Here is a 21,257-nt window from a genome sequence, read left to right as displayed (position 1 = left end):
TAGGCAGCCCGGCTTCTCCGCGCTGCCTTTTTTATTGCGCACTCCGCTATCCTCGGCCCAACGCCATTTCCCCCCGCCCGCGTGATACACCCGACCCCCGCCATCGTTGCCCAGAGCGCCGTGCGCCCGCTGCCGCGTTGGGCCTTGCTGCTGCTGTGCCTGGCCTATGCCGTTCCCGGCTTCGTGGGGCGCGACCCGTGGCGCAATGCGGACATCGCCTCGTTCGGCTACATGCGCGAACTGGCCCTCGGGCACACCTCCTGGATGGACCCGCTGCTGGTGGGCGTGCCGCCGGATGGCGACGGACTGCTGCCCTACTGGCTGGGCGCGTGGGCCATCCAGGCGCTGGACGGCTGGCTGCCGGCGGAGCTTGCCGCGCGCCTGCCGTTCGTCGCTCTGCTGCTGCTGACCCTGGCGGCCACCTGGTACAGCGTGTACTACCTGGCGCGCAGCCCCGGCGCACAGCCCGTGGCCTTTGCCTTCGGCGGCGAGGCGCAGCCCGCCGACTATGCCCGCGCCATGGCCGACGCCGGCCTGCTGGCCTTCATCGCCTGCCTGGGACTGGCCCAGCTGTCGCATGAAACCACGAGCTACCTCACCCAGCTGTGCTGCACCGCGCTGCTGTTTTACGCTGGCTCCGCAATGCCTTGGCGCACGGCGTGGCCCACCTTCACCGCCATTGCCGGTCTGCTGGGGCTGGTGCTCAGCGGCGCCCCCACGCTCGCAGTGCTGCTGGGCCTGGGCTGTGCCTGGCTGGTGGCCTGCACGCGCGGCGCGACACTGCGCAGCCGCGCAGTGGCAGCGGGCGTGCTGCTGGCCGCCACAGTGGCCGCTGCCGCGCTGGCGCTGCAGTTGGACCTATGGCGCTGGCGCATCGTGCGCTTCGAAGATCTGAAACAGTGGCAAAGCCTGGTGCGCCTGTTCATCTGGTTCAGCTGGCCCGCCTGGCCCCTCACGCTGTGGACGCTGTGGCGCTGGCGGCAGCAGATCCTCAGCCGCGAATGGCACCGGCACCTGTTACTGCCGCTGTGGTTTGCCCTCGTGGCCGTGACAGCCACACTGACCACCCAGCCGGCCGACCGCGCACTGCTGCTGGGCCTGCCCGCCCTGGCGGCGCTGGCCGCCTTTGCGCTGCCGACGCTGCGGCGCAGCATCGCAGCGCTGATCGACTGGTTCACCCTGCTGTTCTTCAGCGCCTCGGCCATCGGTATCTGGGTGGTGTGGCTGGCGGTGCAGACAGGGGTGCCGGCCAAGCCCGCGGCCAACGTGGCCAAGCTGGCGCCCGGCTACGTGCCGTCGTTCTCGCTGTTGGCCTTCGGCGTGGCGCTGGCCGCCACGGCTGCGTGGTGCCTGCTGGTGGTCTGGCGCGCGGCACGCAACCGCCCCGTCATCTGGCGTAGCCTGGTGTTGCCCGCAGGCGGCGCCACGCTGGGCTGGCTGCTCATGATGACCTTGTGGCTGCCGCTGCTGAACTATGGCCGCAGCTTCGCACCCCAGGTGGCCGGCGTGGCTGCCGCCATCACCGACCGCGACAGCTGCGTGGTCGGCTACGGGCTCAACCGTGCGCAGTTGGCCGCGCTGCTGCACCATGGGCAACTGCACATGGTGCCCACCGAACAGCTGGCGCAGTGCGACTGGGTCATCGCAGACGCCTCCGCCGCACCGCTGGTGAGCGCGCTGCTGCCCCCGGCGCAGTGGCAGGAGATGGCGAGCGTCAGCCGCCCCACGGACCGCGGCGACCGCATGCTGGTGCTGCGCCGCACGGCCCGCAAGCGCTGATGTCCGAGCTGTCCACCATTGCACGGCACGCACTCACCGTGCTGGCCGGGCAGCTTGCGGTGATGGCCTTCGGGGTCACCGACACCATCGTTGCCGGACGCCATTCGCAGGAGTCCCTGGCCGCCCTCTCCATCGGCTCAGCCGTGTTCGTGAGCGTGTACGTGGCGCTCATGGGTGTGTTGCAGGCCTTGCTGCCCATCTGGGCCGAGCAGCGCGGCGCGAACGCACAGGCCGGCATGGGCGCCAGCGTGCGCCAGTCGCTGTACCTGTGGGCGGGTGCCGCGGTGCTGGGCATGGCCGTGCTGCTGTCGCCAGGCCCGCTCCTGCAATGGACCGAGGTGCCGCCGGCGCTGCGCGGCGAGGTGCAGGCCTACCTGGCCATCCTCGCGTTCGGCCTGCCGCCTGCATTGCTGTTTCGCATCTACAGCACCCTCAACCAGGCTTTGGGGCACCCGCAGCTCGTCACCTGGCTGCAGGTCGGCTCGCTGGCGGTCAAAGTGCCGCTCTCGGTCTGGTTCACCTTCGGCGGTGCCGGTCTGGCGCCGCAGGGTGCTGCAGGCTGCGCGTGGGCCACGCTGGCCGTGAACTACGGCCTGATGCTGCTGGGCTGGTGGATGCTGCGTCGCCACACGATGTACGGCCCGCTGCGGCTGTGGCGCCCGTTGGAGCGGCCCGACCCCGCGCAGATTGCGCGCTTTCTGCGGCTGGGCCTGCCAGCGGGCTTGTCCATCCTGGTGGAGGTGACCTCCTTCACGCTGATGGCGCTGTTCATCGCACGCCAGGGGGCGTTGGCCTCGGCTGCGCACCAGATCGCTTCCAACCTCGCCGCCGTGCTCTACATGGTGCCTTTGTCGCTGGCCATTGCCGCAAGCGCCCGCGTGAGCTTCTGGCGTGGCGCGGGGAACGAGCACCAGGCCGCTGCCGTCGCCTTGAAGGGTTTTTGGCTTGCAGCGCTTATGGGATTTGCGCTAGCAGCTATGTTATTAATAGCAAAAGGCACGATCACGGCCTTGTACTCCACCAGCGCGGAAGTCGTCGCCATGGCAGGCGCGCTGGCAGTATGGGTGGCCGCCTACCATGTGGCGGATGCCCTGCAGACGCTGTGCATCTTCGTGCTGCGCAGCTACCGCATCACGCTGGCGCCATTGGCGGTCTATTGCGTGCTGCTGTGGGGCGTGGGACTGTATGGAGGCTACGTGTTGGCCTACCGCGGCCTGGCGGGTTGGGGTCCGATGCATTCCCCTTCGCCTTTTTGGGCCGCCAGCGCTGCCGCTCTAGGCGCGACGGCGTTGATTTTCACGGCCCTGCTGCTGGGCGTGCTCAGGCTGCAGACACGCCGGGCGGCTCCGCCGCTACCGCAGGAACCCCACCGCTGAGGCCGCGCGGCGGCGTCCGCAGGCGCGACGGCGGAAACACCACCGTGAACGTCGAGCCCTGCCCCACCACGCTGGCCACCTGCAGCGCTGCGCCATGGCGCTGCACCACATGCTTCACGATGGCCAGTCCGAGGCCCGTGCCGCCCGTGTCGCGCGAGCGGCTGCGGTCCACGCGGTAAAAACGCTCGGTGATGCGCGGCAGGTGTTCCGGCTCAATGCCAGGCCCTGAGTCGCGCACCATGAAACGGGCGCTGCCATCAGGCTCCACGTCCCACGCCACGGTGATGCTGCCTCCGGGTGGCGTGTAGCGCACGGCGTTGTTGACCAGGTTGGCCAGGGCGCTTTGCAGCTCGGCCGCATTGCCGGCCACCTGCCCGGCCGCCTGCGCTGCTTCGGCCGTGGGGAACGTGATCTGGTGAAGCTTGCCGGGCTGGTTCTGCGTCAGCAGGGCCGAGAGCGCGCGCCCCTCGTCCTCGCAGCGGCGCAGCAGCGTCGAGACCGCGACCCATTCGTGCATGCTGGGCGGAGGGCTTCCCTCCAGGCGCGACAGCGTCAACAGGTCTTGCACCAGGTTCTGCATGCGCACGGCCTGCTGCGACATCATGCGCAGGTAGCGCGCACGCTCCTCGTTGCTGAGCTGCAGGGTCTGCAGGGTTTCGACAAAGCCCATCAGCACGGTGAGCGGAGTGCGGATCTCATGCGACACATTGGCGACGAAGTCGCGCCGCATGGCCTCGGCCTGCTCCAGCGCCGTCACGTCGCGTGACAGCAGCAGCTTGCGGCCATCGCCATACGGGTGCAGGTGCACCGATACGCGCACCGGCCGCGAGGGCGTGCTGGCGCGTCCGGGCAGCACCACGTCGCGCGTGTAGTCCTTGGACGCGTAGTAGGTACTGAAGTCCGGGTCCCGCACGAGGTTGCCGATGGATTGCTGCGCATCACGCTCCGCATCCAGGCCAAAGTGCTCCTCGGCCATCTGGTTGCACCATTCGATATGGCCTTCGGCATCCAGCAGCATCACGCCATTGGGCGATGCCTGCAGCGCCTGGAGGATTTCCTGCAGGCGCGCATCGCCAGCCTGCGCCTTCAACTGGCCCTGGCGCACCAAGCGCCGTGCGCGGTCCGCTGCTTCTCCCCACAGGCCGCTCAGGCGTGGCGTTTGCGTGGGGTCTCCCTGTCGCAACCAGTTCAGCACGCGCGCGCCGCGCCACAGATCCCAGGCAAACCACAACCATGCGGCGAAACAGGCGCCGATGCCTGCACCCCAGGGGCCCGCCTGCCACCAGCCCAGCGCACCGCCGATCAGTTGGCACAGCAGAAAGAAAAAGAAGCGCAGGAGCATGGCCGCAGGGCTCAGGTCAACAACAAAAAAGCGCCCGCATCATCTCCGGGCGCCTGAAAAAACACGGGGGCGTCGGGCACCCGCCATCACGCCCGCATGAGTGCCTGCGGCTGCGCGGTGAGCCGGTACCCCGCTCCACGCACGGTCTCCACCATGGCGCCGCCTACCCCCAGCGCTTCACGCAAGCGTTTCACGTGCACGTCCACCGTACGCTCCTCGATGAAGACGTGGTCCCCCCAAATCTTGTCGAGCAGTTGCGCGCGGCTGTGCACGCGCTCCGGGTGCTTCATCAGGTAGTGCAGCAGCTTGAACTCTGTCGGCCCGACCTTGAGCTGCTGGCCCTGGTAGCTGACGCGATGCGTGGCCGCATCCAGCACCAGCTCACCAATAGAGACGCTGTCGCTGACCTGCTCGGGCGCACGCCGGCGCAGCACGGCGCGGATGCGCGCCAGCAGTTCCTGCGTGGAAAACGGCTTGGTGATGTAGTCGTCGGCGCCGGCATCCAGCCCGGCCACCTTGTCGGGCTCGTCGCCACGCGCCGTCAGCATGAGGATCGGGATCTGCTTGGTGCGGCTGTCGGCACGCCACTTGCGTGCCAGTTGCAGGCCACTTTGGCCCGGCAGCATCCAGTCCAGCAAGATGACATCGGGCAGCACCGCGTCCAGTTCGCGCTGCGCCGACTCGCCGTCTTCCGCCCAGATGGGCTGAAAGCCGTTGTGGCGCAGGTTCACGGCCACCAATTCTGCGATGGGGGACTCGTCCTCGACGATGAGTACCCGGGGAAGCTTCTTCATCGGTTCACCGCCTTTCTCAGGCCACGGCCGACTCGATCTCGTCCAGCGCCGTGTGGCGCACGTCCTTGCCCTTGACGAGATAGATGATCAGCTCGGCCACGTTCTTGGAATGGTCGCCGATGCGCTCGATGGCCTTGGCCAGGAACAGCAGGTCCAGGCTGGCGGAGATGGTGCGCGGGTCTTCCATCATGTAGGTGATGAGCTTGCGCACGAAACCGTCGAACTCCCGGTCGATGAGATCGTCTTCCTTCAGGATGGCAACAGCGGCCTTGGTGTCCAGGCGGGCAAACGCATCCAGCGCCTTGCGCAGGAGCCCCGAAGCCAGGTCGGCCGCCACACGCAGGTCGCTGGACGGTAGCGAACGGGCGGCCCCGCTTTCGATGATGGACTTGACCATGCGCGCCATGCGCGTGGCCTCGTCACCCATGCGCTCCAGATTGGCGATGGCCTTGGAGAACGCCATCAGCAGGCGCAGGTCGCGTGCGGTGGGCTGGCGGCGCGCGATGACGGAAGCCAGCTCATGGTCGATCTCGACCTCCATGGCGTTCACGCGGCGCTCCAACTGCTCCACCTGTTCCACGGCTTCCAGGTTGAAGTGGGAAAGCGCATAGATGGCTTGGCGAATCTGCGACTCCACCAGGCCGCCCAGTTCCATGACGCGGGAGGAAATGTTGTTCAGTTCGCTGTCGAACTGTGAAGAAAGATGTTTGTCTGCCATGTCCCGTACCTCCATCAGCCGAAGCGGCCCGTGATGTAGTCCTCTGTCTCCTTGCGCTGCGGCTTGAAGAACATCTGCTCTGTGTCCCCGAACTCCACCAGGTCGCCCAAATACATATAGGCGGTGTAGTCACTGCAGCGCGCCGCCTGCTGCATGTTGTGCGTGACGATGACCACGGTGTAGTCGTCTTTCAGTTCAGCGATCAATTCCTCGATCTTGGCGGTCGAGATGGGGTCCAGCGCCGAGCAGGGCTCGTCGAGCAACAACACTTCCGGCTTGATGGCGATGCCGCGTGCGATGCACAGGCGCTGCTGCTGGCCGCCGGACAGGCCCGCGCCGCTCTGGTCCAGCTTGTCCTTGACCTCATTCCACAAGGCCGCCTTGCGCAGCGCCCATTCCACGCGGTCGTCCATGTCGCTCGCGCTCAGGCTCTCGAAAAGCTTCACGCCAAAGGCGATGTTGTCGTAGATCGACATGGGAAACGGCGTGGGCTTCTGGAACACCATGCCCACCTTGGCGCGGATCAGCGCCACGTCCTGCTTGCTGGTGAGCAGGTTCTCGCCGTCGAGGATGATCTGCCCCTCGGCGCGCTGCTCGGGATACAACTCGAACATGCGGTTGAAGGTGCGCAGCAGCGTGGATTTGCCGCAGCCCGACGGCCCGATGAAGGCGGTGACCTTCTTCTCGGGAATGTCGAGGTTGATGCTCTTGAGGGCATGGAACTTCCCGTAATAGAAGTTCAGGTCACGGACCGTGATCTTGGATTGCACGGGCGCGGAGGTCTTGGTGGAGGGCATGAATGTCTTCCGGAGGCAATAGTTACTTTTGGCGCGTGACCACACGGGCCAAGATGTTCAGGCCCAGCACCGCAAGGGTGATGAGGAACACGCCAGCCCAGGCGAGCTGCTGCCAGTTCTCATAGGGGCTCATGGCGAACTTGAAGATGGTCACCGGCAAGCTGGCCATGGGCTTGGACAGGTCGCCATTCCAGAACTGGTTGTTCAGTGCAGTGAACAGCAGGGGCGCCGTCTCGCCTGCGATGCGTGCCACCGCCAGCAATATGCCGGTGATCACGCCGGCGCGGGCCGCGCGCAGCGTCACCATGGTGATGACCTTCCATTTGGGTGTGCCCAGGGCGTAGGCCGCCTCGCGCAGACTGGCCGGAACGAGGATCAGCATGTTTTCGGTGGTGCGGATCACCACGGGGATGACGATGAGCGCCAAGGCCATGATCCCGGCGTAGGCCGAGAAGCTCTTGAACTGGGCGACCACCACGGCATAAACAAACAAGCCGATCACGATGCTGGGTGCGGACAGGAGGATGTCATTCACAAAGCGCGTCGTGGATGCCAGCCAGCCGCGTGCGTCGTATTCCGCAAGGTAGACGCCCGCCATGATGCCGATGGGCGTGCCTACGAACGTCGCCAGCAGCACCATGACGAAGGAACCGAAGATCGCGTTCGCGATACCACCGGCTTCGTTGGGCGGGGGCGTCATCTGCGTGAACAGCGCCACGCTCAGCCCGCCCACGCCCAGCCGGATGGTTTCCCACAGGATCCAGACCAGCCAGAACACGCCAAACGCCATGGCCAGAAGCGACAGCGTCAATGCGATCTGGTTCAGGCGCTTGCGCGACGCATAGCGCGCCTGGCGCACCTGGGCCAGCTCGGCTGCGGAGATCAGTTTTTGCGACGTGCTCATGCGCGGGCCCCTTCGTTCTTCTTGAGGCGCGCCAGCAGCAGCTTGGACAAGGCCAGCACCACGAAAGTGATGAAGAAGAGCACCAGTCCCAGATAAATCAACGACGCCTGGTGCAGGCCCTCGCCGGCTTCGGCAAATTCGTTGGCCAGCGCGGAGGTGATGCTGTTGGCCGCCTCGAACACGGACAGTGAATTGAGCTGGTTCATATTGCCGATCACGAAGGTGACCGCCATGGTCTCGCCCAGCGCACGGCCCAGACCCAGCATGATGCCGCCCAGGACACCGGACTTGGTATAGGGCAGCACCACCTTCCACACCACCTCCCAAGTAGTGGAGCCCAGGCCGTAGGCGGACTCCTTGAGCAGCGCGGGAGTGACTTCAAACACATCGCGCATGACCGACGCGATGAAGGGGATGATCATGATGGCCAGGATGATGCCGGCCGACAGAATGCCGATACCCACGGGCGGCCCCGACACCAGCGCGCCAAGGTAAGGCACGCCGTGGAACAGCGACTGCAGCGGCTGCTGCACATAAGTGGCAAGAATGGGGCCAAACACCATCAGGCCCCACATGCCGTAGACGATCGAAGGCACAGCCGCCAGCAGTTCGATGGCCGTTCCCAGAGGACGCTTGAGCCATGCAGGGGAAAGCTCCGTCAGAAACAGCGCAATGCCGAAACTGACGGGCACGGCGATCAACAGCGCGATGATGGAGGTCGTCAGGGTGCCATAGACCATCACCAGGCCGCCGTACTCGTTCTGCACGGGATCCCAGACGCTGCTCGTCAGGAAGCCCAGGCCGTACTGCTGGATCGATGGCCAGGCACCGTGCACGAGCGACGCCATGATGCCCAGCAAAAGCGCCAGGGTCAGCACGGCTGCGCCGCGCGCCAACCAACCGAAGATGCGATCGGCAATCACGCCGGAAAACAGGGTGGTACGGGGCGGGGGGGAACCCCTGGATGCGCCAACAGCCGCATCAAGCGGCGGGGCCTCGTGGACGGGCATGGTACTGGACACGTCTGATTGCCTTGTAAAACAGAGGAACCGGCAGCCTGCCCGCCAGGGCAGGCGGCCGTATCAGCTTACTTCAGGGCGATGGATTTGCCCGAAGTGTCCTTGATCTCGCCCCACGACTTCATGATCACTGCCTTCACATTTTCCGGCATGGGCACATAGTCCAGGTCAGAAGCGGTCTTGTCGCCCGACTTGTATGCCCACTCGAAGAACTTCAGTGCCGTAGCAGCCTGCACCGGCTTGTCCTGCGACTTCTGCATCAGGATGAAGGTGGCGGAGGTGAGCGGCCATGCATCCTTGCCGGGCTGGTTCGTCAGGATCTGGTAGAAGCTCTTGGTCCACTCCGCACCCGCGGCGGCGGCCTTGAAGGTGGCCTCATCAGGCGACACGAAGTTGCCAGCGCTGTTCTGCATCTGCGCGAACGTCAGCTTGTTTTGTTTCACGTAGGCGTACTCCACGTAGCCGATGGAGTTGGGCAGGCGTCCCACGAACGCGGCCACGCCTTCGTTGCCCTTGCCGCCCGCGCCGGTGGGCCAGTTCACGGCAGTGCCTTCGCCCACCTTGGCCTTCCACTCGGCGTTCACCTTGCTCAGGTAGTTGGTGAAACCGAAGGTGGTGCCGGAGCCATCGGCACGGCGCACCGGGGCGATGGCGGCATCAGGCAGGTTCAGGCCCGGGTTCAAGGCCTTGATGGCTTCGTCGTTCCACTTGGTGATCTTGCCCAGATAGATGTCGCCGAGCAGTTGGCCGTTGAGCTTGAGTTGGCCGGGCTGAATACCCTTGATGTTCACCACGGGAACGATACCGCCGATCACGGTAGGGAACTGCACGAGCCCCTTCTTGGCCAATTCTTCGTCTTTCAGGGGCGCATCGGAAGCGCCGAAATCAACCGTCTTGGCCTCGATCTGACGCAGACCGGCGCCCGAGCCGACGGACTGGTAGTTGATCTTGACGCCCGTGGCCTTGTTGTAGTCGGCCGCCCACTTGGAATACAGGGGTGCAGGGAAGCTGGCGCCAGCGCCCGTTGCTTCCTGCTGTGCCCAGGCGCCAGAAAACGCGCCCATTGCCACAACACCAGACACCAGAACGCGAATCGCGGAGAGTTTCATGGAAGAGACCTCTTGGTTGAAAAAACTCAATGCTGCGACTCTAAAAGCCGTTTGTGACATCACCGTGACATTCATTCTTGACCGTCATACACCGTCCGCAGCGCTGCCCCACTTCCTTGTCACGGAACTGTCGCACGGGGAACGTACGCTCCCGCCACCGACAACAGTCGGTAACAAACACACCTCTACGGGAGAACCACATGTTCCGTCGCCTGACTCTTCAAACCACCCTGGCCCTCGCGATCGTCGCGACCCTGGGCGCCTGTTCTACCCCCGCGTCTGCCCCTAACACGGTGGGCGGCGTGGTGGCCAAGACCAAGAACCTCAGCACCTTCAACCAATTGGTCGCCGACGCAGGCATGGCAGCCACGCTGAACGGCTCCGGCCCCTACACGGTTTTCGCCCCCAGCGATGCAGCCTTCCAGGCGCTTCCTGCGAAGACGCGTGACGCCCTCAAGAACGACAAGGAACAGCTGAAGGCCGTGCTGAGCTATCACATCGTGCCGGCACACGTCACCGCAAGCGCCAAGGCCGGCAAGCTGAAGACCCTGCAGGGCTCGGACATTGCTCTGGCACGCGCCGCAGACTTTGTGACCGTGGAGGACGCCCTGGTGGAACAGGCCGACCTGAAGGCGGGCAACGGTGTCGTGCACGTGATTGATCGCGTGCTGGTGCCTCCCCGCAAGAAGTAAGCCGCTCCACGCCAACCTGTCCTTCCAGACCATGCATCCTCCCCTTTCTTGCAGCCTGCGATTGCAGCGGCGCGCCCTGTTGAAGGCGGCGGGCGCTGCCTGCGCCATCGGCGCAGCGGCATATGCGCCCGTGGCGCGGGCGCAGGAGCCACGCGCTCTCGCAGTCACACAGATCGTGGATCTGTCGCCACAGAACCAGGACGTCAGCCGTGACTTCCTGATCGGGTCCCGGGCTGCATGGACGGACCTGAACGCTCGTGGCGGCGGCATTCGCGGCCGCTCCGTCCAGCATGTGGTGGTGGAGACCGACGGGTCGGCTGCCGCAGTTCGCACGGCCTGGAAGGCGGCATACGACAACGCCGCGTGTGTGGCATTGTCCGGGTGCGTGGGGGACAGCACGGCGGCCGCCATCGCCACCCTTCAGACGGGCGAGGCCGCACTGGCCCACCTGGCACCCTGGCTCTTGCGGCAATGGAAGGACGACAGCGACACCGTCTTTCCCATCTTTCCCAATTACCGTGCCCAGATGACCCATGCCATTCGCTCTCTCGCGGTCATGGGAGTGCAACAGGCAGGTGCGGTCTACGCCAATGCGACACTCCAGCAGCAGTTGCAGGGTCTGGTCACCGAAGTGGGCAAGGCCATGGGGTTGCGCATCCAGCCCCTCTCGCCCCAGGAGCAACGCGGAATTCCCCCTGCCATCGTGCTGTTCATCGGGGGCACTCCGGAGCTTCACGAATATGTAAGACACCTGACCCTGCCCCAGGGCCGGCAATGCTATGTAGTGGCCCTTGCCGATGCGAATCTGCAGGTGCTGGCGCAGTTGGGTGGCATTCCGCGCGGCATTTCCGTCATCGCCACGCAACCGGTTCCCTTGGTGTCGCACGGCATGTCCATCGTGCGCAACTACCGCGAGGTCATGGCCAAGCTCTACGACGAGCCCCCCTCGCCTCAGGGGCTGGCGGGCTTCATCGCCGCACGGTATACCGCAGAGGTGCTGCAGTCGGTGGCCGGGCCGGTCACACGCGCTAGCGTTCTCGCCGCGTTGCGTAAACGCGTAGAAATCCAGGTCGGCGGCTACCTGGTGGCCTACGAAGACAGACGCCTGGCCAATGCCCACGTCACACAAAGCATGCTCACGGCCGACGGACGCATCGTGGGCTGAGACGTGGCCGCCCTGCAGTCGTTTTCTCCCCGGCGCCGATGCTATGCTGCACCGCTGGAAAACCTGCGCACAGCGTGCATCCCCATGCAAGATGGAATACTGCTGGCAGCCGTGGATCTGGGCTCCAATAGCTTTCGCCTGGAAATCGGCCGCCTCGAACACGGGCAGATCCGCCGTGTCGAATACCTGAAAGAAACCGTTCGCCAGGGCGGCGGCCTCGATGAGGACCGCAACCTCACGCAGGACGCCATGCAGCGTGGCTGGGATTGCCTTGCCCGGTTTGCAGAGCGGCTTGCGGGTTTTCCAGCTGCTCATGTCCGTGCGGTGGCGACGCAAACCTTGCGCGAGGCACGCAACCGGGAAGAATTCATTACCCGAGGAAGCCGGATTCTGGGCTTTCCCATCGACGTCGTGTCCGGGCCTGAAGAGGCGCGGCTCATCTACCAGGGCGTGGCAAGACTGCTGCCGCAATCCGACGAAAAGCGCCTGGTCGTGGACATCGGCGGTCGCTCGACGGAATTGATTCTGGGGCAGCAGTTCACGCCAGGTACCGTGGCGTCCTACCGCGTGGGCAGCGTGGCTTGGTCTGCCCGCTACTTCGCTGACGGTTCCTTCACGCGCCACGCTTTCGAAGCCGCTGAGATCGCCGCCAAGGCCGTGCTGGACGAGGCGATGGACAGTTACCGGCGCCAGACGTGGGATGTGGCCTATGGCTCATCAGGCACCGTCGGGGCCGTTGGCTCCATCCTTGCTGCCGCTGGCGGTGAGGAGGGTGTGATCCGCCGGGAGGGCCTCGACTGGCTGCAGGACCAGCTGATGCGTGCGCGCCATGTAGACCGCCTGCGACTGGACGGCCTCAAGGACGACCGCAAGGCGGTGATTGGAGGGGGCGTCAGCATCGTGCGTGCGATCTTTGATCTGCTGGATATCGAACGCATGACCGTGGCGCAAGGCGCCCTGCGTCAAGGTGCCCTCTACGATCTTCTGGACCGCGACCAGCCCGAAACGGATTTGCGCTCAGCTACCGTGCGCTCGCTCATGCACCGTTTTACGGTGGACCACGCCCATGCCGAGCGCGTTGCCGAACTGGCCTGCCGCCTGTTCCGCGAGGCTTCCCCGCAAGGCAGCGAACGTGCCGCCCGCAAGCTCGGCTGGGCCGCCTGCCTGCACGAGATCGGGTGCCGCATTTCACACAGCGACTACCACCATCACGGCGCCTACATCCTGGACCATACGGATGCAGCCGGCTTTGCCTTGCCCGAACTGCACCATCTGGGGCTCCTGGTGCTGGGCCACCGGGGGAAGGTGCGCAAGCTGGAAGCCGCGAATCTCGCCGATCCGGTCTTTGCCTTGCAGCTCATGTGCCTACGCGCAGCAGTGGCCCTGTGCCACGCGCGGCGCCCTCCAGACGTAGAAGGTATCCATCTGCAGGTGGAAGGCCGCCGCTGTACCGTGCAGTCGCGCACCGGCTGGGCAGCGGCCTATCCGCAGTCTGCACACCTGCTGCGGGAAGAATCCGATGCATGGCAAAAAACGCCATGGGAATTCGTGACCGAGCTTTCTTGATGTGATGGCGCCGCAACATAAAACGATATAAACTGTTTATATCGTTTTTCAGTCAGGCAAAGTATATGGCACGAACTCCCGCTACCGACACAGCGGCCCCGGCCGCGCAGGCCCCGGCTCCAACTCCGGCAAAAGATCTGGCAACAGAAGCGCCAGCGGCTTCGCTGAAGAAGTCGCTGGCAAAGCCTTCCAGGGCACACGTAAAAGCGCCCCTCAAAGCGGCCACCAAGGCAGCACCATCTGCGGCCGACAAAGAAAAAGACATGAAGGCTAAGAAGCCCAAGCTGGTGCGCGATAGCTTCACCATCCCGAAGGACGAGTACGCTGTCATCGAAACGCTGAAGGAACGCACGGCCCGCTTGTCGACGCCTGCCAAGAAGAGCGAGTTACTGCGGGCCGGCCTCAAGTTATTGTCGCAACTGGACGATGCCACCCTGCAAAAGGCAATGCAGTCCATACCCGCCATCAAGACCGGGCGCCCTAAGTCGGACAAGAAATAGTCTGCTTTGCAGGGCAGGTTGGAAGATCGCCTGCCCTGTCCTGCGCTCCAGCTACAGGAATTCGGGCGATTGCACCGCAAGCAGGATGGTCTCGCTGGCATCCTGTCGTTGCCGATGGCGCAGCCACCATACGGCTCCCTTGCGGATGGAGCATTCATCGGCACGCAAGCCCAGGAGCCGCGCCACCGTTTGCCCCAGCATCGGCTGATGGCCCACTATCAGCACTGCCCCCCGCGAACGCGGCCACTGGGCCAGTTCAAGTAGCTCATCGGGTTGTCCGCCCGGCAACAGTTCTGCACGCAGCTTGTATTTGCGGCCCAGTGCTTTTGCGGTCTGCTCGGTGCGCCGTGCGGGGCTGGCAAGCACGCGCAATCCGTCGGGCAGTTGGCGATCGAGCCACACCGCCATGCGCGCCGCCTGTTTTTCGCCACGCTGCGTCAGCGGCCGGTCCAGGTCGTCTTCGTTCTCACCGGCATTTTCCGCCTCGGCATGGCGCCAAAGTATGAGATCCGTCATGCGCTTTCTTTCCGGGGCACAGGCGCAGCTACGGGGGCGTAGCGCGCCATCAGGGCATTTTGGGCTCCCGCGCCATCCAGCACATGCGGCGCGCGGGAATAACTGCCATCGCTCTCCAGGCTCCACGCATCACGGTTGTCGTGCAGGTAGGCCACAAGGCATTCGTCAATGATGCGCTGGCGCAGCTTCTTGTCCGTCACCGGCCACGCCAGTTCCACGCGGCGCAGCATGTTGCGGTTCATCCAATCGGCGCTGGACAGGTAAAGGTCTTCCCGCGTACCGCTGCGGAAGTAAAACACGCGCGTGTGCTCCAGGAAGCGACCGATGACGGAACGCACCCGGATGTTCTCCGTGGCGCCCGCCACCTGTGCGGGGAGGATGCATGCGCCGCGCACGATGAGGTCAACGCTTGCGCCACGCTGGCCCGCGCGGATGAGCGCCTGCACCAATGCCTCATCGGTCAGCGCGTTCATCTTGGCGACGATGCGGCCGCCCTCGCCGCGCTCAGCCGCCAGCCCTGCCTGCTCAATTTGCTCCAACAGGAACGAGTGCAGGTCGAAGGGCGCCATGACCAACTGCTTCAGCGGTGGCAGCCGGTTCTGATTGGCCAGATGGTCAAAGACGAGATCCATGTCCGCCGTCAGGTCCGCATCCGCCGTCAGATAGCTTAGATCGGTATAGAGCCGGGCCGTGCGTGGGTTGTAATTGCCAGTGGACAGGTGCCCGTAGCGCCGCAGGCGCCCTCCTTCGCGGCGCGTCACCAAGAGCATCTTGGCATGGGTCTTCAAGCCCACGACGCCATACACCACCTGCGCGCCGATGGACTCCAGCGCTTCGGCCCAGTTGATGTTGGCCTCCTCGTCAAAGCGTGCCTTCAGTTCCACGACTGCCGTCACTTCCTTGCCGCGACGCACCGCCTCACGCAGGAGCTCCATGAGTTCCGAATCCGAGCCCGTGCGATAGATGGTCTGCTTGATGGCCAGCACCTGCGGATCGTTGACCGCTTCGCGCAGGAATGCCAGCACTCCGTCAAAACTCTCGAAAGGCTGGTGGATGAGCAGGTCTCTGCGGCGCAGCTCCGCCATGATGGAGCTGGAGCGCGGCAATTGCACTGGCCATGCCGGGCGCCACGGAGGGAACAGCAAGGCTGGCACATTAATCAGTTCCACCATCTGCACCAACCGCACCAGGTTGACAGGGCCATGCACCCGGTACAGCGCCGCGGCAGGCAGAGCGAACTGGGATTGCAGGAATTCGGCCAGGAATCGCGAGCAACCGGAAGACACCTCCAGGCGCACCGCTTGACCGAAGTGCCGCTGCTGCAGTCCCTGCCGCAGGGCGGTGCGCAGGTTGCGCACGTCTTCCTCATCCACAGCGAGGTCCGAGTGACGGGTGACGCGGAACTGCGAAAATTCGTACACCTCGCGGCCCGGAAACAGGTCCACCAGGTGCGTGCGGATGATGCTGGAGAGGCTGACGAACTGCATGCCCGTGGGCGCCACATGTGCGGGCAGGCGCATGATGCGCGGCAATACGCGCGGCACCTTGACAATGGCGATCTCGTTTTCACGCCCGAAGGCATCGCTGCCGCGCAGGCGCACGATGAAGTTCAGGGATTTGTTCGCCACTTGGGGAAATGGGTGCGCCGGATCCAACCCCACCGGAATGAGCAGCGGGCGCACATCGCGCTGGAAATACTCACGCACCCACCGCCGCTGCGCCGCCGTGCGCTCGCCATGCGAGACCATGCGTATGCCCTGCGCGGCAAACGCGGGAATCAGCGAATGGTTGTACAGGGCGTATTGCCGCTCGACCAGATCGTGGGCTTTGCGTGCCAGCGCCTCAAACGAATGCAGGCTGTAGCCTTGCTTGGCTTCACCACCGTCCGCCGCGGCAAGATGGGCAGCGGCACGTACTTCGAAGAACTCGTCAAGGTTGGAAGAAACGATGCACAGGTAGCGCAGCCGCTCCAGCAGCGGCACGTCTTCCCGCATCGCCCAGTCCAGCACCCGTTCATTGAAAGCAAGAATGCTGTGGTCACGGTCCAGCAACGGCACGCCAGCCACGGGAACCGGCAAAGCGGCGGCGGCCCCCTTCTTTTCCACGCCGGTATCCGGTTCCTCGTCGATCTGGCGAGAGACAGCGGACGGAGTCACGGAAGAGGACATGGGAGCACAAAGAAGAAGAAGTGACTGCCAGTATTCGCCATGCCAATGACAAATTCATGACATTGACTTGTTTCTGTCATGCGTTGCTCGGGATACCTTTCCGAAGGCGTACTCGTCAATGTCCCAGGAAGTGCTTCCGGTAGCGAGGGGGTAGATCCACCAGGCGCATCAGCATGGGCAGGTCGGCCGTGTTGAAATCCGGGTCCCAGGCAGGCGCTCCCAGAATCTTGGCACCCAGGCGCAAATAGCCCTTGATCAACGCTGGCGGCTCCACATCCATGCTGCTGTCCAGGTGCTCGACAGGCAGCGGCAAGCGGGGCAAGACATGGTATTCGATGGGCGCGAGATGCGTCTGGCGCAATTGGTGCCAGATGCTGGCGGCCACGTCGCCCGTGACAATGCCGCCGTGCAGCATCGGGATGCTGGCGCAGCCGATCATCGTGTCCAGCCGGTTGCGGGCCATGAAGTCCGCCAGTGCGCCCCACAGCGCAAGAATGACGCCGCCATGGCGATGGTCGGGGTGAACGCAACTGCGGCCCAGTTCCACCATGCGCTCACGCAGGCCGCGCAGGCGCGTCAGGTCGAACTCGGTATCGCTATACGTGCTGCCCACGCGCTGGGCCTGCGCAGGCGTCAAGACCCGGTAGGTGCCGATCACTTGCCGCGACTGCGTGTCGCGCACCAGTAGATGCTCACAGTAGTCGTCAAAGAGGTCCACATCATGGCCGGGCAGCGCGGTCTGCAGACGTGCGCCCATTTCCGAAGCGAAGACATCGAATCTCAACCGCTGCGCTTGACGGACTTCATCGAGATGCCGCGCCCAGGCCACCTCCACACCGCCGTGCGGCGCTGCACCGTGGCCCACACCTTCCGTGCTGCGTGGGCGGTGAAGTGACCCCCTGGGAAGGGTCACGGGGCTCAAGGGCATGGTGGGGTTCGGCAAGTCGCTCATTGGCACTCCTGATGTCGCAAGGACCACGCGTGCCTGCCCGAAGAGGCCGGAGCACCGCATTCCTTGGACATGACTGTGCATACGGCCCGTGACGGCGCGGTGTCGCCTTCGTGGCGACTTTGTGTCATGGGACTAACCCTGCCAAAAAGAGATGGCCGAAAACGCCCCGCCGCTAATACAATTGCTACAAATCAGGATTTCCAACGTCACCATCTTCGGACTGCTGGTCCATGTCGCACCCGTCCACCGCCCTGGCGCAGGACCCAGGGCAGGTTTCTCCCGGGGCGATGCAGCGCGTCCTGCGGGAACAGCAGACCTTGCTGGACAGCGCGGGTGTCGGGATCGTGTTCATTCGCAACCGCGCTTTGGTGCGGTGCAACCAGCGCTGCGCCGAGATCTTCGGGCTACCCTCGCCCGAAGACGCGATTGGCCGAAGCAGCGAAGCCCTGCACCCAAGCCGGGGAGCGTTCCGCGAACTCGGCCGCGCCGCTTATCCGACCCTCGCGCGCGGTCAGGCGTATCGCACGGAGCGCCAGCTGAAACGCTGCGACGGCCAACTGTTCTGGGCGCACCTCACCGGGCGATTGATCAACCCCCGGGACAGCCGCGAAGGGTCCATCTGGATCATCGACGACATCGACGAGCAAAAGCGCGCTCAGGCGCAGTTGCAGGCGGCCTTGTGGGAAAAGCAGGTGCTGTTCGACAGTGCCATGGTGGGCATCGTCTTCCTGCAAGAGCGGCGCATGACACGGTGCAACCGCCATTTCGAGCAGATCCTGGGGTACGGCCCGGGCGAACTGGCAGGGTCCTCGTCGCGGCGGTGGTATTTGAGCGACGAAGACTGGCACGAGGCCGGGGTGCGCTGCTATGCGCCGCTGGTGCAGGGACAGGCCTTCGAAGGCCAGATGGTCTTGCGCACCCGCGATGGGCGCGCCATTGAATGTGAGGTACGCAGCAAGGCCGTCGATCCGTCGAATGTCGCGCAGGGCTCCATCTGGATCGTGATGGATGTGAGCGAGCGATTGCGCATTCAGAGGCAGCTCGCGGGCATGCATGGCGAACTGGAGCAGCAAGTGCGCGACCGCACGCGCGAGTTGCAGGAGACAGTGGGCAACCTGCACCGCGAGATCCAGGACCGTCAACGCGACCAGGAACGTATCTACTGGATGGCGCACTACGACGCGCTCACCGAACTGCCCAACCGCGTCCTTCTGGCCGAGCGCGGTCAGGACGCGATCCGCCAGGCGCAAGAGTCCGGTGCGCCCCTGGCCGTGATGTTCCTGGACTTGGACAACTTCAAGCACGTGAACGACTCGCTGGGCCATCGCATCGGCGATGCACTGTTGGTGGAAATCGCACAGCGCCTGCGCACCACGGTGCGGCAAAGGGACACCGTGGCGCGTCTAGGGGGTGACGAGTTCGTGCTCCTGCTACCCGGCGCCAACGCGCAAGGCGCCGCGCGGGTGGCGGCCAAGATGCAGGAAGCAGCCCTGCAGCCGGTGCACATCCAGCACCATGAATTGTCGCTGGCCCTGTCCATGGGGATTGCGCTCTTTCCTGAGCATGGGAGCGATTTCGAGACCCTGATCCAGTCGGCCGATACCGCGATGTACCGCGCCAAGGCGGACGGACGCAACAGCTTCCGGTTCTTCACGCCCACGATGCAGGCGCAGTCGGCCCGAGCGCTGCAATTGACCAACGCGCTGCGGCGGGCTCTGGAGCGCAACCAGTTGTCGCTGCATTACCAACCCCAGGTGTCCATCGCGACGGGCCGGGTCTGCGGCGTGGAGGCGCTGCTGCGCTGGCATCACCCAGAACTGGGCGCGGTATCGCCGGCAGAATTCATTCCGGTGGCAGAAGACACTGGGCAAATCCTGCCCATTGGCGAGTGGGTGCTGCGCACGGCGCTGGCGCAGTTGCGCACCTGGCATAGCCAGGGACTTCCGGCCCTGACGATGGCAGTGAATCTGTCCGCCGTGCAGTTCCGCCAGCCGCAGTTGCTGGAGCTGGTGGACCGGCTTCTCGCCGAGTACGGAGTGCAGCCCCACCTGCTGGAGCTGGAGCTGACCGAGAACGTGGCCGTCGCGGACCCCCACGCCGCGATCGCGACGATGGACCAGCTCCACGCCAAAGGCGTGCGCCTGTCGATGGATGACTTTGGTACCGGCTATTCGTCGCTGAGCCATCTCAAGCGATTCCAGATCTACCGGCTGAAGATCGACCAGTCCTTCGTGCGCGACCTGGACCATGACGGCAACGACCGCGCCATCGTCAGCGCCATCATCCGCATGGCGCAGGCGCTGGGCATGCGCACCACGGCCGAGGGGGTAGAAACCGCCCATCAGCTGACGTTCCTGCGCGAACAGGGCTGTGATGAAGCCCAGGGTTTCTATTTCAGCCGGCCCCTGGGGGCCCCGCATCTGCAGCAGTATCTGCTGCAGCGCCCAGCCTGAATGAACAGTCAAAAGTGCCTGTAGCGCCCGTCTATCAAGCGCAAGCAGCTACAGTAACAATAGCAAATCAGCCCGCACGCGCCGCGTCTGCCATGCGTTGTGCGCAGCGGTTCGCCTGCTCGGCCTCACGTGCCTCCACCATCACGCGCAACAGTGGCTCCGTGCCGCTGGCGCGTACCAGCACGCGGCCATGGGCGCCCAATTCGGCCTCTGCGTCGCGGATGGCATCCGCGAGCACAGGGTTGGTTTTCCAGTCCTGGCCCGGGTTCAAGCGCACATTGAGCAACACCTGGGGAAACAACGGCACGTCCGCGAGCAGCTGTGCCAGCGTTTTGCCGCTGCGCACGCACGCCTGCAACACCTGCAACGCGCTGATCAGGCCATCGCCCGTGGTGTGCCGGTCCAGCGCGAGCAGGTGGCCCGAGCCCTCCCCGCCCAACAGCCAATGCTGGCGCTGGAGTTCTTCCAGCACATAGCGGTCCCCCACCTTGGCGCGCATGAATTTCACGCCGCGCCGCTGCAGGGCTTCTTCCACGGCCATGTTGGTCATCAAGGTGCCGACTACGCCGGGCACATGCTCGTCGCGCGCCAGCCGGGCGGCGACCATCACGTAGAGCAGTTCGTCACCGTTGAAAAGCCGCCCCGCCGCATCCACCATTTGCACGCGGTCCGCGTCGCCATCCAGCGCAATGCCGTAGTCAGCATGGTTGGCACGCACGGCTCGCACCAGCGCGTCCGGATGCGTGGCGCCCACCTGATGGTTGATGTTGAGTCCATCGGGCGCGCACCCGATCGCCAGGACCTCGGCCCCCAGTTCATGGAACACCTTGGGCGCGATGTGATAAGCCGCGCCATGTGCGGCATCCACGACGATCTTCAGGCCCCGCAGCGTGAGGTCGTTGGCAAAAGTGCTCTTGCAGAATTCGATGTAACGGCCGGCGGCGTCATCCAGCCGTCGCGTCTTGCCCAGCGATGCGGAATCGGCCCACACGGGCGGTTGCTCCAGGGCGGCTTCCACCTCTTCTTCCCATGCGTCGGGCAGCTTGGTGCCTTGCGCACTGAAGAACTTGATGCCGTTGTCGGGGTATGGATTGTGGCTGGCGCTGATGACCACGCCCAGACTCGCACGCTGGGCACGCGTGAGGTAGGCCACACCCGGCGTAGGCAGCGGCCCCAGCAGCACGACATCCACACCCGCCGAGTTGAAGCCCGATTCCAGCGCGCTTTCCAGCATGTAACCGGAGATGCGCGTGTCCTTGCCGATGAGCACCGTGGGACGCTCCTGCGTGCGGCGCAGCACACGCCCTACCGCATGTGCCAAGCGCAGCGCGAAGTCGGGGGTGATGGGCGACTGTCCCACCGTGCCGCGGATGCCATCGGTGCCGAAATACTTGCGGGTCATGAAAT

18 protein-coding genes are annotated in these 21,257 nt (G+C 64.8%); 7 read left to right on the top strand and 11 right to left on the bottom strand.

Annotation, left to right across the window (positions count from 1 at the left end; all coding sequences use genetic code 11):
- Positions 1-81 precede the first annotated feature (81 nt).
- Together K2L43_RS08355 and K2L43_RS08350 are read left to right on the top strand one after the other, a co-directional pair.
- Positions 82-1,779, top strand: coding sequence for a hypothetical protein (locus K2L43_RS08355; RefSeq protein ID WP_220638845.1), 1,698 nt, complete (start codon positions 82-84; stop codon positions 1,777-1,779).
- Positions 1,779-3,155 (top strand): MATE family efflux transporter, encoded by a 1,377-nt coding sequence (locus tag K2L43_RS08350; protein ID WP_103737601.1) that lies wholly within the window; start codon positions 1,779-1,781, stop codon positions 3,153-3,155. Before K2L43_RS08355 ends, K2L43_RS08350 begins: the two co-directional genes overlap by 1 nt.
- Here the strand turns inward: K2L43_RS08350 and phoR are convergent.
- The 7 genes from phoR to pstS form a co-directional block, all read right to left on the bottom strand.
- Positions 3,100-4,497 (bottom strand): phosphate regulon sensor histidine kinase PhoR, encoded by a 1,398-nt coding sequence (gene phoR / locus K2L43_RS08345; protein ID WP_220638844.1) that lies wholly within the window; start codon positions 4,495-4,497, stop codon positions 3,100-3,102. The genes K2L43_RS08350 and phoR overlap by 56 nt on opposite strands.
- A gap of 86 nt (positions 4,498-4,583) precedes the next feature.
- Positions 4,584-5,291 carry a phosphate regulon transcriptional regulator PhoB gene (gene phoB, locus K2L43_RS08340; protein WP_103737599.1) on the bottom strand — a complete coding sequence of 236 codons (708 nt, stop codon included), beginning with the start codon at positions 5,289-5,291 and terminating at the stop codon, positions 4,584-4,586.
- 16 nt (positions 5,292-5,307) lie between these two features.
- Positions 5,308-6,009, bottom strand: a complete 702-nt coding sequence (gene phoU / locus K2L43_RS08335) for a phosphate signaling complex protein PhoU (protein WP_011805574.1) — start codon at positions 6,007-6,009, stop codon at positions 5,308-5,310.
- Between the two features lie 14 nt (positions 6,010-6,023).
- Positions 6,024-6,806 carry a phosphate ABC transporter ATP-binding protein PstB gene (gene pstB, locus K2L43_RS08330; protein ID WP_011805575.1) on the bottom strand — a complete coding sequence of 261 codons (783 nt, stop codon included), beginning with the start codon at positions 6,804-6,806 and terminating at the stop codon, positions 6,024-6,026.
- A gap of 22 nt (positions 6,807-6,828) precedes the next feature.
- Positions 6,829-7,710 carry a phosphate ABC transporter permease PstA gene (pstA, locus tag K2L43_RS08325; protein WP_011805576.1) on the bottom strand — a complete coding sequence of 294 codons (882 nt, stop codon included), beginning with the start codon at positions 7,708-7,710 and terminating at the stop codon, positions 6,829-6,831.
- Complete coding sequence (gene pstC, locus K2L43_RS08320) at positions 7,707-8,720, bottom strand: phosphate ABC transporter permease subunit PstC (RefSeq protein WP_011805577.1); 1,014 nt, start codon at positions 8,718-8,720, stop codon at positions 7,707-7,709. Before pstC ends, pstA begins: the two co-directional genes overlap by 4 nt.
- Positions 8,721-8,797: 77 nt before the next feature.
- On the bottom strand, positions 8,798-9,838 hold the full coding sequence (gene pstS, locus K2L43_RS08315; RefSeq protein WP_220638843.1) for a phosphate ABC transporter substrate-binding protein PstS: 1,041 nt from the start codon (positions 9,836-9,838) through the stop codon (positions 8,798-8,800).
- 200 nt (positions 9,839-10,038) lie between these two features.
- Here pstS and K2L43_RS08310 point away from each other — a divergent pair, with 200 nt between their 5' ends.
- The 4 genes from K2L43_RS08310 (at position 10,039) to K2L43_RS08295 (ending at position 13,761) form a co-directional block, all read left to right on the top strand.
- Entirely contained in the window at positions 10,039-10,530 is a 492-nt protein-coding gene (locus tag K2L43_RS08310; protein WP_015913072.1) for a fasciclin domain-containing protein, read from the top strand.
- Between the two features lie 31 nt (positions 10,531-10,561).
- Entirely contained in the window at positions 10,562-11,695 is a 1,134-nt protein-coding gene (locus K2L43_RS08305; RefSeq protein ID WP_172206705.1) for an ABC transporter substrate-binding protein, read from the top strand.
- An 84-nt stretch (positions 11,696-11,779) separates the two neighbouring features.
- Positions 11,780-13,261 (top strand): exopolyphosphatase, encoded by a 1,482-nt coding sequence (locus K2L43_RS08300; RefSeq protein ID WP_011805581.1) that lies wholly within the window; start codon positions 11,780-11,782, stop codon positions 13,259-13,261.
- A gap of 65 nt (positions 13,262-13,326) precedes the next feature.
- Positions 13,327-13,761 (top strand): hypothetical protein, encoded by a 435-nt coding sequence (locus tag K2L43_RS08295; protein ID WP_220638842.1) that lies wholly within the window; start codon positions 13,327-13,329, stop codon positions 13,759-13,761.
- A 51-nt stretch (positions 13,762-13,812) separates the two neighbouring features.
- On the opposite strand, the gene K2L43_RS08290 is transcribed toward K2L43_RS08295, so the two are convergent.
- The 3 genes from K2L43_RS08290 to K2L43_RS08280 form a co-directional block, all read right to left on the bottom strand.
- Positions 13,813-14,277, bottom strand: a complete 465-nt coding sequence (locus K2L43_RS08290; RefSeq protein WP_015913070.1) for a histidine phosphatase family protein — start codon at positions 14,275-14,277, stop codon at positions 13,813-13,815.
- Entirely contained in the window at positions 14,274-16,445 is a 2,172-nt protein-coding gene (gene ppk1 / locus K2L43_RS08285; RefSeq protein ID WP_220638841.1) for a polyphosphate kinase 1, read from the bottom strand. Before ppk1 ends, K2L43_RS08290 begins: the two co-directional genes overlap by 4 nt.
- A gap of 115 nt (positions 16,446-16,560) precedes the next feature.
- Positions 16,561-17,397, bottom strand: coding sequence for a GNAT family N-acetyltransferase (locus K2L43_RS08280; RefSeq protein WP_011805585.1), 837 nt, complete (start codon positions 17,395-17,397; stop codon positions 16,561-16,563).
- A 230-nt stretch (positions 17,398-17,627) separates the two neighbouring features.
- Here K2L43_RS08280 and K2L43_RS08275 point away from each other — a divergent pair, with 230 nt between their 5' ends.
- Positions 17,628-19,850, top strand: coding sequence for an EAL domain-containing protein (locus tag K2L43_RS08275; protein WP_049756525.1), 2,223 nt, complete (start codon positions 17,628-17,630; stop codon positions 19,848-19,850).
- Positions 19,851-19,917: 67 nt separating this feature from the next.
- On the opposite strand, the gene glmM is transcribed toward K2L43_RS08275, so the two are convergent.
- Positions 19,918-21,252 carry a phosphoglucosamine mutase gene (gene glmM / locus K2L43_RS08270; RefSeq protein ID WP_123676411.1) on the bottom strand — a complete coding sequence of 445 codons (1,335 nt, stop codon included), beginning with the start codon at positions 21,250-21,252 and terminating at the stop codon, positions 19,918-19,920.
- Positions 21,253-21,257: the final 5 nt, after the last annotated feature.

Source organism: Diaphorobacter sp. MNS-0 (assembly GCF_019602835.1).
In the GTDB taxonomy this organism is placed as follows: Bacteria; Pseudomonadota; Gammaproteobacteria; order Burkholderiales; family Burkholderiaceae_C; genus Diaphorobacter; species Diaphorobacter nitroreducens.
The sequence above is the reverse complement of the archived record's forward strand: the minus strand, read 5'-3'. Positions and strand labels throughout refer to the sequence as shown.

Bases quoted from the DNA above. Each gene is read 5' to 3' on its own strand.
- K2L43_RS08350 (WP_103737601.1), top strand. From the start codon at position 1,779: ATGTCCGAGCTGTCCACCATTGCACGGCACGCACTCACCGTGCTGGCC.
- phoR (WP_220638844.1), bottom strand. From the start codon at position 4,497: ATGCTCCTGCGCTTCTTTTTCTTTCTGCTGTGCCAACTGATCGGCGGT.
- phoB (WP_103737599.1), bottom strand. From the start codon at position 5,291: ATGAAGAAGCTTCCCCGGGTACTCATCGTCGAGGACGAGTCCCCCATC.
- phoU (WP_011805574.1), bottom strand. From the start codon at position 6,009: ATGGCAGACAAACATCTTTCTTCACAGTTCGACAGCGAACTGAACAAC.
- pstB (WP_011805575.1), bottom strand. From the start codon at position 6,806: ATGCCCTCCACCAAGACCTCCGCGCCCGTGCAATCCAAGATCACGGTC.
- pstA (WP_011805576.1), bottom strand. From the start codon at position 7,710: ATGAGCACGTCGCAAAAACTGATCTCCGCAGCCGAGCTGGCCCAGGTG.
- pstC (WP_011805577.1), bottom strand. From the start codon at position 8,720: ATGCCCGTCCACGAGGCCCCGCCGCTTGATGCGGCTGTTGGCGCATCC.
- pstS (WP_220638843.1), bottom strand. From the start codon at position 9,838: ATGAAACTCTCCGCGATTCGCGTTCTGGTGTCTGGTGTTGTGGCAATG.
- K2L43_RS08310 (WP_015913072.1), top strand. From the start codon at position 10,039: ATGTTCCGTCGCCTGACTCTTCAAACCACCCTGGCCCTCGCGATCGTC.
- K2L43_RS08305 (WP_172206705.1), top strand. From the start codon at position 10,562: ATGCATCCTCCCCTTTCTTGCAGCCTGCGATTGCAGCGGCGCGCCCTG.
- K2L43_RS08300 (WP_011805581.1), top strand. From the start codon at position 11,780: ATGCAAGATGGAATACTGCTGGCAGCCGTGGATCTGGGCTCCAATAGC.
- K2L43_RS08295 (WP_220638842.1), top strand. From the start codon at position 13,327: ATGGCACGAACTCCCGCTACCGACACAGCGGCCCCGGCCGCGCAGGCC.
- K2L43_RS08290 (WP_015913070.1), bottom strand. From the start codon at position 14,277: ATGACGGATCTCATACTTTGGCGCCATGCCGAGGCGGAAAATGCCGGT.
- ppk1 (WP_220638841.1), bottom strand. From the start codon at position 16,445: ATGTCCTCTTCCGTGACTCCGTCCGCTGTCTCTCGCCAGATCGACGAG.
- K2L43_RS08280 (WP_011805585.1), bottom strand. From the start codon at position 17,397: ATGAGCGACTTGCCGAACCCCACCATGCCCTTGAGCCCCGTGACCCTT.
- K2L43_RS08275 (WP_049756525.1), top strand. From the start codon at position 17,628: ATGTCGCACCCGTCCACCGCCCTGGCGCAGGACCCAGGGCAGGTTTCT.
- glmM (WP_123676411.1), bottom strand. From the start codon at position 21,252: ATGACCCGCAAGTATTTCGGCACCGATGGCATCCGCGGCACGGTGGGA.